Genomic DNA, 13,952 nt, shown 5'->3' on the forward strand with positions numbered 1-13,952 from the left:
TTATGTAGGAAGGTTTTTTGTATTGCGTTACTAAAATATACAATTAAGCTTGCACTTTACTTTTCATAAACGTATGAATGCGTTCTAATGCTTTCTCTACTTGTTCAAGAGATGTCGCATATGATAAACGAACGTTATTTGGCGCACCAAATCCTGTACCTGGTACAAGAGCCACTTTTTCCTCTTCTAATAGAGCTTTTGCCCAATCATCAACATTTTCATATCCTGATAAAGCTACAGCTTCTTTTACATTAGGGAATAAGTAAAATGCACCTTGTGGTTTAATGCAAGTAAAGCCAGGGATTTGAATTAATTTATCATAAATAATGTTTAATCTCTCTTCAAATGCTTGACGCATTGTTTCTACAGGTTGTTGTGAGCCTGCATATGCCGCGATTGCGCCGTATTGAGCGATTGAAGTAGGGTTTGACGTACTATGACTCGCTAAGTTCGTCATCGCTTTAATAAGCTGCTTATTTCCTGCTGCATATCCAATACGCCATCCTGTCATAGAATGAGATTTAGATACACCATTAATAATAAGTGTTTGTTCTTTTAATGCATTAGAAAGCTGGGCAATCGAAGTATATTCTGCTCCACCATAAATTAATTTTTCATAAATTTCATCTGAAACGATTAAAATATCATGCTCTAAACATACTTCTCCAAGCTGTTGTAATTCCTCTTTGCTATAAATCATTCCTGTCGGATTGCTCGGTGAATTAATAATAACTGCTTTCGTTTTCTCTGTAATTGCCTCACGCAGCTGCTTCGCTGTGATTTTGTATTCATTGTCTTCCTGACCTTCTACATAAACTGGTTTACCACCAGCAAGCTTTACTTGTTCAGGATAACTTACCCAGTAAGGCGTTGGGATGATAACTTCATCTCCTTCATCAAGTAATACTTGGAATAATGTGTATAATGCATGCTTTGCACCGTTACATACAATAATTTCAGATGGATCATACGCAATTCCTTGATCACGTGTAAACTTTTTCATAATTTCTTGTTTTAACGCTTGTAATCCACCTGTCGGTGTATACTTCGTATGTCCTTCTAACATTGCTTTATGTGCAGCATCCATAATATGTTCTGGCGTATTAAAGTCAGGTTCTCCTGCCCCTAATCCAATTACATCATGACCTTCTGCTTTTAATGCTTGTGCCTTTGCTGTAATTTCTAAAGTTGCAGATGGTGTTAAAGCAGCTACTCGCTTTGCTAATTTCATTTGTAGTTCCCCCTACATCTATTTTTCAATGCTGTAGTGACCAGCATAATCCCCATTTTGAAACTCTAAATAATAATACGTATAACGATCTTCCTGATCAATATATGTAATTTCCCACAACGGAATATCGTTTTGAGCACCTAATTTTACTTTTATAATTTCTTTTGGCTTTGGCTTCGGCTCATCGCCTTTTCCTGTAGCTTGTTCAGCCAACTTTTGCAAAGCTTCTTTTTCAGGAATACCTTCACTCTTTTTCTTCACAAGAACATTCCCTTTTTTATTAGGCACCCAAACAATAATTTGTTCTCCTTTTTCGTCTACACCTTGTACGACTGTATATGAAGAATTTCCATTATAATAATCAACAGATTTTACTTTTGTAAGCTTTGCCTTTTCTTTTGCAATTTCTACAGATTTTTCCTCTTTAGGGATTTTCTTTTCCATTGCTTTATTATAAACATACGCCCCATATATTCCGCTAGCAACGATTACGATAACGATTGCAAAGATCCACTTTTTCATTGTATCACTACGTTCTGTAAATCGTAAATACAGCTGTTTCTTTGTCTTTTTCGTCTAATGCTAATCCGAACATGAGGTCCTGCTCTTTTAACGTACGATTTAAACTATCAACGACTTTATATAAGTCAGACGTATATTTAAGACGCGTCGTTGATAGGACTTCGATTTTCTTATCCATGAAAAAACTCCTCCGTTACACAAAAATTTCTAATTATAGAAGAACGCAATGCGGTTACAATAAGAGTACATTCTTTACAACCCCTGCTTCATCACCCATCTATTATAGCAGGACATGTACTGCAAAAAAAGGTTTCAAGTCGAAAACCAATACATTTTGTATACAAGAAGTAAGAAAAATAAAATTCCTCCTACCCACATTTTTTACGCCTGAAGTTTAAATGTACTTCAGGCGTATTTTTCTTCCAATTTTATTCAGTTGGCCGTTCGTTTAATTGTTCTAACAATTCTTCTAAAGGGCCTTCATAAAGCGGGACAGTTGGGATTGATTGTAAAAAACGTTTCCCATAAGAAGCGCTTGTCAAACGACGATCTAATACAAATACCGTTCCGGTATCTGTGCTTGTTCTAATCAGACGACCAAATCCTTGTTTGAAACGCAAGATTGCTTGCGGGAGTGCTAACTTAGCAAATACGTCTTCTCCTTGATTTTTTAACCACTCTCCTTTTGCTTCCATCATCGGTTGATGAGGAGGCGTAAAGGGAAGCCGGACAATAACAAGACAACTAAGGGCATCTCCAGGTATATCTATCCCTTCCCAAAAACTACTTGTTCCTAACAAAATCGATTTGTCGAACTCTTGAAATTTTCGAATGAGACGACTTCGGCTCTTATTATTCACACTTTGCGTTAATAATAAATAACCTTCTAATTCCTCATCATTTTTCAAATTCGTATACGCTTCTTTCAACATTTCATACGAAGTGAATAAAACGAGCATTCTACCTTTTGTAGCTTTCGCTATTTTTGCAATATGTGCCGACACAGATTCAATATATTCTTCATTACTTGCTTGCTTAATAAACGGCACATCTGTTGAAACCATTAATTTCATTTGTTCTTCAAAACGGAATGGTGACGGGACCTGTAATGTATTTGGAGCAAAATCATGTAAACCTAGCTCCTCTTTTATATAGTCAAATGAATCATTTACTGTTAACGTTGCTGATGTAAAAATAACACTCTTTTTTTGTGTTAAAAATTCATCCGCAAATCTTTCACCAATATGAACAGGCTGTGCATATAAAACCGTTGAATGAATTGTTCCCTTCGTTTCAGTCTCCATCCATGTCACGTATGAATTTTTTTCTAAAATGAGTAATTGTAAAGATTGTTCCATCTTTCTCAACAACTCAATTAAATGCATAAATTCACCTGTAACAACATGCATCTCCCATTCTAATTTACTTTGCAATATGTCAACTTGCTTCTCAAGTGTAGTCAACAATTTTCTTACATCGTATACAAAACGATTCGTTAACTCAGTAATGCTATCCCATAACTTACCTTTCTCTACTTCCGTGTTATATCGATAAATGAGTGGCATATTGCTTATCCCTTGTTCCTGCTTTGTTTGTTTAAAGATGAAAGCACGTAACATTTGGAATAGCTCATCCGCATCAAATTTCAATTCCTTTAAACTATGACTCACCATACGGAAAGTTGAACGAGAGGCTTGCTCTGATTTTTTCATCATTTTATATACTTTAGAAAGTACATCATCTGTTTCTAGCGTACCAAGTCGAGATAAAACTAGCTGGAAATACATACAGGAGAACTGTTCACCTAATGTTCTACTCGCCGCTTCCTCAATATGATGAGCTTCATCAAAGATAATATGTTCACATGAAGCAAAAAGTGGTTCTTCACTTGAAAAATCTTGAAATAATAACGCATGATTTGTAATAACGATATCTGCAAATAATGCTTTATTCTTTGCTCGTTGATAAAAACAACGGCTATACCAATTGCTTTGCATCCCGCCTGGACTATGTACATCACTACAAATACGGTTCCAAAGTAACTTTCCGCCCTCAGGAATATTTAACTCATCACGATCGCCAGTTTCTGTTTGCAATAACCACACCAAAATTTTTGCCTTTGTGAGCGCCATATCATAATTTTTCTCTTCCTCTTGCAAAGCATATTCAAATTTATGTAGACAAAGATAATGCTTTCTTCCTTTCAAAAGAGCTACTTCAAATGAAAATGGCATTATTTTCTGTAATAATGGAATTTCTTTTTCTAAAATTTGTTGTTGCAATTGTACTGTGTGGGTACTAATGATGACAGGTTCTTCTTTTTTCGTTGCAAAATAAATACTTGGAAGTAAATATGCAAGAGTCTTACCTGTTCCTGTTCCTGCCTCAATTAGTGAAAATCTAGAATCTCTTAGTGCTGTATATATTTCCTTCATCATAATCTGTTGGCTTTCTCTTTTTTCAAACTTTGGCATATTCACTTCAAGTTTATCGATTGTCTTATGCAAGAAAGCATCAAATTTAGATGAACATGTTTCACTGAGATTTAAAGAATAATTACGCTTTCGAAGCGCAATATTTCGATACACTTCATACCCCTCTGCCGCTTTTTTACCATGCATCATTTTCTTTAAAATATTTTCAGAAAGTACATCCGCTATATCACTTTGAAAAACATCACTTAATTCGTAGAGCGATTGCAAGGTGACAAGTGGTAACTTTTCAATTTCATTTAAAAATTGTAAAAACAATTCCGCTGTTGCAAGAGCATCACTATCCGCACGATGCGGTTGATCGTGCTCTAGTTCATGTTGTTTAGCTAAATCACGTAATTTATAACTATCAGCCGTCGGCAAAAGAATTTGCGCCAACTCAACTGTATCAACTTTAGGACAATGTACTTCTGTATATCCAGCCTGCCTTAATTCTTCCGTTAAAAAATTCCAATCAAAGTGAACGTTATGTGCAACGAAAGCTGCACCTTGTAATAGCTCAACAACCATCGGGGCTACATCTTGAAATAACGGGGCTTGCTTAACCATACTCTCATCAATCCCTGTTAGTTCTGTAATAAATGGCGGAATCTCTCTCTTCGGATTAATAAAAGATGAGAAAATCTCTAATATCTCTCCATCTTCCACTACAACAGCTGCAATTTGGGTAATTTTATCCTTCCCATCCTTCCAGGAGTTCCCTGTCGTCTCTAAATCCACAACGACATAACGCTTACTCATATATGTAACACCTCAATTTCTTACCTATCAAACACAAAATTATATAATGTTACTATACCACGTTTTATCTCATCTTAATGAAAAGATGCACAAAAAAGCTATCTCTGTAATAGAGATAGCCTTCTTACTTATAATATCGTACCCGCTTTTTCAGCACCTAACATTTCAATAATTTGATTCTCATCGTCTAATACTGCAATTTTCGGCGCTTGTTTATGAATATTTCCTTCTGCCACTAAACCGTAGCAAATGATAATAACTTTATCCCCTGGCTGTACAAGCCTTGCAGCCGCACCATTTAAACAAACAACACCGCTACCACGTTCGCCCTTAATAACATATGTCTCTAAGCGCGCACCATTATTGTTATTTACGATTTGTACTTTTTCATTTTCTACAATATTTACTGCATCCATTAAATCTTCATCAATTGTAATACTACCTACATAGTTTAAATTTGCTTCTGTTACTGTTGCGCGATGTAACTTCGCTCTCATCATTGTGCGAAACATAGATGCTCCCCCTTATTTAACCGTTACTGTTATATTGTCAATTAATCGTACATTCTCAAATTTAACTGCAATTGCTAAAATGATTCGTCCTTCAATTTTATCTATTACTTGTAGTGAAGGATAAGCATATAAATCAGCATAATCTACAGTGCCTTTCGTATATGTCTCAATATACTCTTTCACAAGAGTTGTAATGATTTCTGCATTCCGTTCGCCTGCTTCAATTTTTTCTTTCGCTATACATAGACTGCGATATAATTGAGGAGCCTCTTCACGCTCTTCTTGTGATAAATACACGTTACGAGAACTTTTCGCTAATCCATCTTCTTCCCTTACAATATCCACTGGTACGATCGTAACCGGAATATTAAAATCAGAGACAAATCCTTCAATGACAGCAACTTGCTGTGCATCTTTCATACCGAAATAAGCACGCGTTGGCAATGTAATATTAAATAGTTTCATTAGCACAGTCGCAACTCCAGCAAAATGACCAGGTCTTTGTTTGCCACATAATACATCGGTACGCTTCACAACTGCTACTGTTGTCGTTTGCTCTGCTGGATACATTTCTTCTACACTCGGATAAAATAAATAATCTACACCGTTTTCTTTTGCTACATTTTCATCTCTATCAATATCACGAGGGTATCGATCTAAATCTTCATTCGGGCCAAACTGTAGCGGATTGACAAACACGCTTAAAACTACAATTTCATTTTCTGCTCTTGCCTTACGTAATAAAGTCGCATGACCTTCATGTAAATAACCCATCGTTGGAACAAAACCAATACTTTTTCCACTTGCATGCAGTTCGTTTGTAATTTGCTGCATCTCTTGCACTGTAGTTACAATTTTCATTATTGTTTTCCTCCGTATAACGCTAAGCATTCTTCCTCTTTCATTGTGAATGAATGTTTTTCTTCTGGAAATTGCCCTGTCTTTACTTCCGTAACGTATTGTGAAATCCCCCGCACAATCTCCTCTTGAACAGACGTATATTGCTTCACAAATTTCGGAACACGATTTACACCGTATGAGATAAGATCATGATAAACAAGTACTTGCCCATCTACTTTTTTCCCTGCTCCAATTCCAATCGTTGGAATTGTTAGTTGCTTCGAAATTAATTCTGCTAATTGCATTGGCACACATTCTAGCACAAGCGCTATCGCACCAGCTTCCTCACATCTCTTCGCATCTTCTATTAATTTTTTTGCACTTTCAGCATCTTTTCCTTGTACTTTATACCCACCTAGTACTCCTACAGATTGAGGAGTTAAGCCTAAGTGCGCCACGACAGGAATTCCCGCGTTCGTCAAGTAATGAATTGTTGATACTACTTCCCCTGCACCTTCTACCTTCAGTGCATGAGCACCACTCTCTTGAACAATGCGGCGTGCATTCACCATCGTATCTTGAGGCGACACATGATACGACATAAATGGCATATCAGTTACAATAAACGTCTCTTTCGCTCCTCGGCGTACAGCTTTCGTATGATGAATCATATCCTCTACTGTTACAGGTACTGTTGAATCGTATCCGAGCACCACCATCCCAAGGGAATCTCCAACTAGAATCATATCAACTTCAGCTTCTTCTGCTAATTTAGCAGATGGATAATCATACGCCGTTAGCATCGTAATCGGCTCACCTTGCTCTTTCATCTTCAAAAAATCTGTTTTTGTTTTCAAAAACTACTCCTCCTTTATGCAGGAGAGAGGAGATGGCCGAAATCATATAAAAAACCCCTCTGGCCATAAAAGGGCAGAAGGGTTGTGTGTTAGTCGGCATTATTCATCCCTCTGTCCCAGTCCATTATTGGATCAAGGCAGAATCCAAGTTATTATTTTTTCGGATTGCTTCGAATCATGGTGCAGTTCGCTCTGATACTGCCCACATTCGAACTAATTATAGCAAACTCCAAAAAGGAATTACTACATTTTTTCGAAAAAATAATTTTTTATTCTCATTACGGTATGTGAAATTTTTATAAATAACTCAATCATAGAAAGGTAAACCTTTGTTTAAGCCCCGTATAACTCTTAAACTAATGATGCAGGTTAATGGAAGAACATACTTAACAAAAGGAGAATTGCGAATGTCTATGAACAAATGGTTATTTCGATTCACCGTTCTGCCTGTGATGATTGCAGGGATGATAACTTTTAGCTCCTTCCATGCATTTGCCTCAGTTAACGTCGTAACACAACCTATCGATTCAACGAAAGTAATTGAAGTTGAATTAAACGATGATTACTTTCAGCCAAACGTCATCACGATTCCAATTGAAGAGTCAACAACATTGTTATTAAAAAACAAAGGTAAAAATGAGCACACCTTTACAGTGAAAAAACTTGGCATTGACGTCGTAGTCGAGTCAGGAAAAGAAAAAAATATTACCGTGAAACCTAAAAATACTGGTACATATGAATTAATATGCCGGTACCATCTTCTTAAAGGAATGGAAGGCAAAGTAATAGTCAAATAAAGTGAAACTTTAATCAGTGGGGGTTTTCTTCATCCCCCACTGATTATTAGTTGAACCAATCGGACTTTTATGGGCAGTTGATCCCCCACCTAACTTCTTTGCTTTCGCTGCATTTTGAGGTGGGGGTCTTACTGCCCATTAAAGCGGGATAAAAAGAAGTTCCAAAAAGGAACTTCTTTTACTTAATTTCGATATCCGCAGAATGAATGTGATGTACTTTCCCTTCATGATCCTCCAGAAGTAATACACCATCCTCTGTAATTCCTTTTGCTACCCCTATAATTGTCTCTCTCATCGTTCGAGCGGTAATTTCTTTCCCGATGCTAACAGCGTAACTTTCCCAAAGAATTTTAATAACAGAGAAACCATTTTGTAAATACTCTTCATATAATTTTTCTAGTTGTAAAAAGATTTGTTGCATAAGCTCTGCACGAACAATTGGCTTACCGGACTCAATCGCTAAAGAAGTAGCAATATGCTGAATTTCCTCATCAAAATGTTCTTGCTTTTGATTCGCATTAATACCAATACCCATAATGACAGCATTAATTTTATCAGGATCCGCCTGCATTTCTGTTAATATACCTACAGCCTTTTTACCTTGAATTAAAATATCATTTGGCCATTTTATTCCTACGTTTACACCCGTGCACTTTTCAATTGCTTGTGCAACGCTAACAGCCGCTAACAAAGTAAGTTGTGGTGCATGATGAACCGGGATTGATGGACGTAAAATAATACTCATCCAAATTCCTGTTCCTTTTGGTGAATACCATTTCCTACTTAAACGACCTCTGCCCGACGTTTGTTCTTCTGCCACAACAATGGTTCCTTCTTCTGCGCCTTCATAAGCAAGTTTTGCTGCAATGTGCTGCGTAGATTCAACAGATTCTTCAAAATATACCGTTCTACCAATATGTTTCGTTTGTAACCCTAACTGAATTTCATTAGCAGTTACTTTGTCTGGCTTACCCGCAATGCGATAACCTAATCGACGCACAGCTTCAAGTTCATATCCCTCATTCCGAAGGTCCTCCATATGTTTCCACACAGCGGTTCTTGAACAACCAAGTTTATCACTAATCGTTTGGCCAGATACAAACGCGCCATCCGCTTCCGAAAAAACTTGCAATAACTGCTTTCTTATAGTAGATTGCATTCTTGCAGCCACTCCCTTATACACTCTTTCTCATTAACTACGTTTCCTTGTACGATTGCTTCCTCAATTTTTTGAATTATTTCAGCAACCCACGGACCGGGCTTTTTATTTGCCCAGTTTAATAAATCATTCCCAGTCACATTCATTTCTTGACGACTCTTGATTGGCAATGCTTCAAACAACATTTTTACTCGTTTAACAGATGTATGATCATAGCTTTCAATCATCGCTTCATATACTCTTTCTGCCATTTCAGCGATATGAAGTCCCGTTTTATAAAGAAGGACTGTATCCCAATCCTTCTCCTTTCTCGTACGAATTGCTAATAAAACTGCGACGATATCTTTTATTTTTTTATTCGAAAACTTCCATTGACGTAAAAAGACAGATGGATGCTCTTCTCCGATACAATATAAGAAGAATGCCCATGCCTCAATGTCCGTTTCAAAAGAATCCCAGTTATACTGCGTAGCTTTTAATAATCTCTCATCTGACATTTGTAAATATGGCAGATGAGAAAATAGCTTCGTTTCTACTAATTCTTGCAAGCCCTTCACGCAATATGTACCAGTTAACAGTTTCTCAAATTCCACTGTAATTCGCTCAATTGCAATATGTTCCAGTAAATGTCCATATGTTTCAATTGCTTGTTTCGTTTTCATTTCTAAAGAAAAGCCTAACGTACTTACGAAACGAATACCACGCATCATTCGCAGGGCGTCTTCTTGAAAACGATCCGCAGCATTGCCAACTGTCACAATTTCTCTCTTTTGAATCGCTTCCTGTCCAGCAAATAAATCAACCATTTCGCCTTCTTCTGTCATCGCAATTGCATTCATTGTGAAATCACGACGTTTTAAATCCTCTTCTAATGAACGAACAAATTGAACACTACTAGGTCTTCGAAAATCTTCATATTCGCTCTCTGTTCGAAAAGTGGTTACCTCATAAGGTTCACCATTTTCTACCACAATTACAGTTCCATGCTCAAGACCAACAGGAACATGTCTTGGAAATATAGCCATCACTTCTTCTGGTAAAGCAGATGTCGCAATATCAATATCTCCAATCGGCCTATCGATAATAAGATCTCGTACGCTTCCACCGACAAAGTAGGCCTCATGTCCTTGTTGCTTTAAGGTCTCAATAATAGAACTAGCTTTTTTAAATCTTTTCATTTTTGTCATCCCTTAGCACATCATAGTAAATCGTTTCATATTGTGAGACGATTTTTTCAGAGCGAAACTGCTCGTAAACACTTGCTCTTGCTCGCTCTCCCATATTACGGTGAAGTTCTTCATCCTTTAATAGCTGAATGGCTTGATTTGCCACTCCTGCTGGATTGCCAACTTCACATAAATATCCTGTTTCACCATGTTGAATGACTTCTGGAATACCTCCAACCCTTGTTCCGATACAAGGTACACCACACGCCATCGCTTCTAATAAAACAAGACCAAAACTTTCCTTCTCTGATAGAAGCAACATTAAATCACTCATCGCAAGTAGCTCTGCAACATTATCTTGCTTCCCTAAGAATAAGACGCGCTCTTCAATATGTAGATTTTTCACTAACTGTAAAATCGTGCAAAATTCTGGTCCATCTCCAACAAGAAGCAACTTCGCATCTACTTCTGTAACAATTTTAGCAAATGCCTGAACAACATCTTGCACGCGTTTCACTTTACGGAAATTTGAAATGTGAATTAATATCTTTTCACTCTCACTTATACCGTATTCTTTCTTTAATTGAGACATATCACGCTTGAAATATACACGTTCGTCTATAAAGTTATACACCGTTTGAATGTCTTTATTTGGTTTTACAAGCTCATGCGTTTCGTTAATTAATGAATGCGAGACAGCCGTCACAACATCAGATTGCTCAATACCAAAACGAATTAAATTATTTAGCGAAGGGTCGGAACCTAACACAGTAATATCTGTTCCATGTAAGGTTGTAACAATTTTAATACGCTCTCCAATCATTTGTTTTGCTAAATAAGCACAAATTGCATGTGGTATTGCGTAATGCACATGTAAAATGTCTAAGTTTTCTCTTTGTGCAACTTCTGCCATTTTACTCGCTAATGCTAAATCGTATGGTGGATATTGAAATACAGAGTATTGATTTACCGTCACTTCATGAAAATAAATGTTTGGATACACTTTGTTTAACCGGAATGGTAAACCCGATGTAATAAAATGAATTTCATGCCCGCGTTCCGCTAATTGCTTTCCTAATTCTGTTCCAACAACTCCAGAACCACCTACAGAAGGATAACATGTAATACCTATTTTTAATTTCATTTACATCCCCCTATTAAATCAGCATGTAATAAAACCGGTTTCTTACTCATAAATCCCTCGGCATATAAAACTCCAACTTCTTTTCCAAACATTTTCTCACGAGCAACCACAGTTTCAACATAACCTTCTGTTAACGGCGTTTTCACACCATCGCTCCCTGTTGAAAACTGACTTTCATATGCTTCTAATGCTTCCACTTTTATAGAAAGGTACTCACTTATATCTATACAAAAATTCGGTTTATGAAAACCATTAATCATATAATGATAAAAAGACTCTACACGATGTGGTGGAACCTCTGGCATATATTTACGAATTCCCGCTGAAAAAATAGCTTCTTCCACAAGTTTTGCACAATTTGCATGATCTGGATGACGATCTTCATAATACGGTGCAAAAACTAGTTTTGGTTTATATGTACGAATCACCTTTACAATTTCACGTATATACTCTTCTTTCATATACAAACCACGGTCTGGCATCGCTAAATTCAGTCTCGTTTTTACTCCCATTATACGAGCTGCCGCCTTTGCTTCTTCTTTTCTCAACTCTATCGTTCCATTAGAAGAAAGATCAGCTTCTGTTAAATCACAAATACCTGCTTCATACCCTTGTTTCGTATATTTAGCAATGGTACCAGCCATGCCGATTTCAACATCATCGGCATGAGCACCAAACGCTAATATATGTAATCCACTCATAATTGTTCCCCTCATTTTCTTAACTTGCGGTAATCTAAATCTCCTCGCTCTAATGCGTGCATTAACATTTCAGCACTTGCCATATTCGTTGCAAGTGGAATCGCATATACATCACATAGACGAAGCAATGCATTTACATCTGGTTCATGCGGCTGAGCAGTTAGTGGATCCCGGAAAAAAATCACCATATCCATATCATTTTTTGCAATCATTGCACCAATTTCTTGATCGCCACCAAGAGGACCCGATTGAAACCTTGTTACAACTAAACCGGTCGCTTCCATAATACGAAGTCCTGTCGTTCCTGTTGCAAATAATTCATGTTGTTCAAAAATTGGTTTATATGCGTATGCAAACGAAACCATGTCATTTTTCTTTTTGTCATGTGCGATTAAGGCAATTTTCATCCGTTGTCTCCCCTTTAGTCGATAATATTTTCTAAACCGTACACAAGATGATCTAGATTCATTACTGTATCAATTGATAGTTTTACACCCGACATAAATGATGCACGATTGAATGAATCATGGCGAACCGTTAACATTTGTCCATCTCCACCAAACATTACTTCTTGGTGTGCAATAAGTCCTGGTAAACGTACACTATGAATGTGAATGCCGTCTACATTTGCACCACGAGCTCCTTCTAGTTGCTCTACTTCATTTGGATGACCTTGCTGCTTTGATTCACGGTTTTGACGAATTAATTCTACTGTTTTTACCGCTGTACCAGATGGCGCATCTAACTTTTGATCATGATGCAATTCAATTACTTCAACATCTTGGAAATACTTCGCTGCCATTTGTGAGAATTTCATCATTAGAACTGCACCAATTGCAAAGTTTGGAGCGATAATTGTTCCTACTGCTTTTTCTTTTGCAGTCTCTGTTAATTGCTTTAGTTCTTCTTCTGTAAATCCAGTTGTACCAATAACAGATCGAAGTCCACGCTCAACTGCTAGTGTAACGTGTTGTTTCCCAACTTCTGGCGTTGTTAAATCTAACAACACATCAGCTTCTACTTCTTCTAAACAAGTATGTAAATCTGCGTAAATAGGTGCATTTAGCGCTGGCATGCCTGGTAAATCAGAAATTTTCTCTCCGCCATGCTTATAATCTACTGCTGCTACTAAATTAAAATGTTCAGTTCTTTCCATAAGAAGGACTGCTTCATGTCCCATACGTCCTCTTGGTCCAGCGATAATTACTTTAATTTCTTTCATTATTCTTTCTCTCCCTCATCAATACGTGTCCAGCGATCTTTATCGCGAGTATTAAATTTATTCATTACAATGTTATGTGCTGTTTCTAAATCAATATTTAAACTATTTGCCATACAAATCATAACAAATAATACATCTCCAAGCTCTTCTTCAATACTACGTTCTTTTTCAGTTGTTTTCTTCGGTTTCTCACCATAATAATGATTAACCTCTCTTGCAAGCTCCCCCATTTCTTCCGTTAAACGAGCCATCATTGCAAGTGGACTGAAATAACCTTCTTTAAACTGACCAATATATGCATCTACTTCTTTCTGCATATCCTTCATCGTTTTCGCTTCCATACAATTCACCTCTAATCCTTCCTCTTTCATGTTAGCCAATTCATCGCGATTTGACAAATATTATTCCCTGTTAAACACCTATTTGCGACCCTTTTTTGGATAGACTATAATGAAGTGAAACTTTCTTTTGCGGTTTTTGCAAAAGATTAGCCCGAACCAATCGTTTTTTTATAGCCTGCACTATTTTTACTAACAACTAGAAATTACTTATCATTATGTTTTACCGT

General features: G+C 37.0%; 15 protein-coding genes. 1 reads left to right on the top strand and 14 read right to left on the bottom strand.

Going from position 1 to position 13,952, the window contains the following annotated elements:
- Nucleotides 1–43: 43 nt before the first annotated feature.
- The 7 genes from aspB to panB all read right to left on the bottom strand — a co-directional run bounded on the left by aspB (nt 44) and on the right by panB (nt 7,195).
- Nucleotides 44–1,231, bottom strand: a complete 1,188-nt coding sequence (aspB, locus tag MR115_RS11495; protein ID WP_242241317.1) for an aspartate transaminase AspB — start codon at nt 1,229–1,231, stop codon at nt 44–46.
- Nucleotides 1,232–1,249: 18 nt separating this feature from the next.
- Nucleotides 1,250–1,753, bottom strand: coding sequence for a cell wall elongation regulator TseB-like domain-containing protein (locus MR115_RS11500; RefSeq protein ID WP_242241320.1), 504 nt, complete (start codon nt 1,751–1,753; stop codon nt 1,250–1,252).
- Between the two features lie 7 nt (nt 1,754–1,760).
- On the bottom strand, nt 1,761–1,931 hold the full coding sequence (locus MR115_RS11505) for a YpmA family protein (protein WP_242241322.1): 171 nt from the start codon (nt 1,929–1,931) through the stop codon (nt 1,761–1,763).
- 250 nt (nt 1,932–2,181) lie between these two features.
- Nucleotides 2,182–4,986 (bottom strand): ATP-dependent DNA helicase DinG, encoded by a 2,805-nt coding sequence (dinG, locus tag MR115_RS11510; protein WP_242241324.1) that lies wholly within the window; start codon nt 4,984–4,986, stop codon nt 2,182–2,184.
- Nucleotides 4,987–5,114: 128 nt separating this feature from the next.
- On the bottom strand, nt 5,115–5,498 hold the full coding sequence (panD, locus tag MR115_RS11515; protein ID WP_242241326.1) for an aspartate 1-decarboxylase: 384 nt from the start codon (nt 5,496–5,498) through the stop codon (nt 5,115–5,117).
- A 12-nt stretch (nt 5,499–5,510) separates the two neighbouring features.
- Nucleotides 5,511–6,359, bottom strand: coding sequence for a pantoate--beta-alanine ligase (panC, locus tag MR115_RS11520; protein ID WP_242241328.1), 849 nt, complete (start codon nt 6,357–6,359; stop codon nt 5,511–5,513).
- Nucleotides 6,359–7,195, bottom strand: a complete 837-nt coding sequence (gene panB, locus MR115_RS11525) for a 3-methyl-2-oxobutanoate hydroxymethyltransferase (RefSeq protein ID WP_000853116.1) — start codon at nt 7,193–7,195, stop codon at nt 6,359–6,361. The genes panC and panB overlap by 1 nt, the downstream gene beginning before the upstream one ends.
- A gap of 407 nt (nt 7,196–7,602) precedes the next feature.
- On the opposite strand from panB, the gene MR115_RS11530 reads away from it, so the two are divergent.
- Nucleotides 7,603–7,992, top strand: coding sequence for a cupredoxin domain-containing protein (locus MR115_RS11530; RefSeq protein ID WP_242241330.1), 390 nt, complete (start codon nt 7,603–7,605; stop codon nt 7,990–7,992).
- A gap of 178 nt (nt 7,993–8,170) precedes the next feature.
- On the opposite strand, the gene MR115_RS11535 is transcribed toward MR115_RS11530, so the two are convergent.
- From MR115_RS11535 to MR115_RS11565, 7 genes are read right to left on the bottom strand one after another with little or no spacing between them, the layout of a single operon-like run.
- Complete coding sequence (locus tag MR115_RS11535) at nt 8,171–9,151, bottom strand: biotin--[acetyl-CoA-carboxylase] ligase (RefSeq protein WP_001192030.1); 981 nt, start codon at nt 9,149–9,151, stop codon at nt 8,171–8,173.
- A complete protein-coding gene (locus MR115_RS11540; protein WP_242241332.1) occupies nt 9,136–10,329 on the bottom strand; it encodes a CCA tRNA nucleotidyltransferase in 1,194 nt (397 codons plus the stop codon). The genes MR115_RS11535 and MR115_RS11540 overlap by 16 nt, the downstream gene beginning before the upstream one ends.
- Nucleotides 10,316–11,461 carry an N-acetyl-alpha-D-glucosaminyl L-malate synthase BshA gene (bshA, locus tag MR115_RS11545; protein WP_242241334.1) on the bottom strand — a complete coding sequence of 382 codons (1,146 nt, stop codon included), beginning with the start codon at nt 11,459–11,461 and terminating at the stop codon, nt 10,316–10,318. The genes MR115_RS11540 and bshA overlap by 14 nt, the downstream gene beginning before the upstream one ends.
- Nucleotides 11,458–12,162: a bacillithiol biosynthesis deacetylase BshB1 gene (bshB1, locus tag MR115_RS11550; RefSeq protein ID WP_242241335.1), complete on the bottom strand. Its 705-nt coding sequence runs from the start codon at nt 12,160–12,162 to the stop codon at nt 11,458–11,460. The genes bshA and bshB1 overlap by 4 nt, the downstream gene beginning before the upstream one ends.
- A gap of 11 nt (nt 12,163–12,173) precedes the next feature.
- Nucleotides 12,174–12,569 (bottom strand): methylglyoxal synthase, encoded by a 396-nt coding sequence (locus MR115_RS11555; protein WP_000684763.1) that lies wholly within the window; start codon nt 12,567–12,569, stop codon nt 12,174–12,176.
- A 14-nt stretch (nt 12,570–12,583) separates the two neighbouring features.
- The gene (gene dapB, locus MR115_RS11560; protein ID WP_242241337.1) at nt 12,584–13,384 is read right to left on the bottom strand and encodes a dihydrodipicolinate reductase; all 801 of its coding nucleotides are present in this window, start codon (nt 13,382–13,384) and stop codon (nt 12,584–12,586) included.
- Nucleotides 13,384–13,725, bottom strand: a complete 342-nt coding sequence (locus MR115_RS11565; protein WP_002108639.1) for a nucleotide pyrophosphohydrolase — start codon at nt 13,723–13,725, stop codon at nt 13,384–13,386. Before MR115_RS11565 ends, dapB begins: the two co-directional genes overlap by 1 nt.
- Nucleotides 13,726–13,952: the final 227 nt, after the last annotated feature.

Source organism: Bacillus cereus group sp. BfR-BA-01309, from assembly GCF_022664315.1.
GTDB lineage: Bacteria > Bacillota > Bacilli > Bacillales > Bacillaceae_G > Bacillus_A > Bacillus_A mobilis.

Excerpts from the sequence above, each read along its gene's own strand:
- aspB (WP_242241317.1), bottom strand. The coding sequence starts at position 1,231 with ATGAAATTAGCAAAGCGAGTAGCTGCTTTAACACCATCTGCAACTTTA.
- MR115_RS11500 (WP_242241320.1), bottom strand. The coding sequence starts at position 1,753 with ATGAAAAAGTGGATCTTTGCAATCGTTATCGTAATCGTTGCTAGCGGA.
- MR115_RS11505 (WP_242241322.1), bottom strand. The coding sequence starts at position 1,931 with ATGGATAAGAAAATCGAAGTCCTATCAACGACGCGTCTTAAATATACG.
- dinG (WP_242241324.1), bottom strand. The coding sequence starts at position 4,986 with ATGAGTAAGCGTTATGTCGTTGTGGATTTAGAGACGACAGGGAACTCC.
- panD (WP_242241326.1), bottom strand. The coding sequence starts at position 5,498 with ATGTTTCGCACAATGATGAGAGCGAAGTTACATCGCGCAACAGTAACA.
- panC (WP_242241328.1), bottom strand. The coding sequence starts at position 6,359 with ATGAAAATTGTAACTACAGTGCAAGAGATGCAGCAAATTACAAACGAA.
- MR115_RS11530 (WP_242241330.1), top strand. The coding sequence starts at position 7,603 with ATGTCTATGAACAAATGGTTATTTCGATTCACCGTTCTGCCTGTGATG.
- MR115_RS11535 (WP_001192030.1), bottom strand. The coding sequence starts at position 9,151 with ATGCAATCTACTATAAGAAAGCAGTTATTGCAAGTTTTTTCGGAAGCG.
- MR115_RS11540 (WP_242241332.1), bottom strand. The coding sequence starts at position 10,329 with ATGAAAAGATTTAAAAAAGCTAGTTCTATTATTGAGACCTTAAAGCAA.
- bshA (WP_242241334.1), bottom strand. The coding sequence starts at position 11,461 with ATGAAATTAAAAATAGGTATTACATGTTATCCTTCTGTAGGTGGTTCT.
- bshB1 (WP_242241335.1), bottom strand. The coding sequence starts at position 12,162 with ATGAGTGGATTACATATATTAGCGTTTGGTGCTCATGCCGATGATGTT.
- MR115_RS11555 (WP_000684763.1), bottom strand. The coding sequence starts at position 12,569 with ATGAAAATTGCCTTAATCGCACATGACAAAAAGAAAAATGACATGGTT.
- dapB (WP_242241337.1), bottom strand. The coding sequence starts at position 13,384 with ATGAAAGAAATTAAAGTAATTATCGCTGGACCAAGAGGACGTATGGGA.
- MR115_RS11565 (WP_002108639.1), bottom strand. The coding sequence starts at position 13,725 with ATGGAAGCGAAAACGATGAAGGATATGCAGAAAGAAGTAGATGCATAT.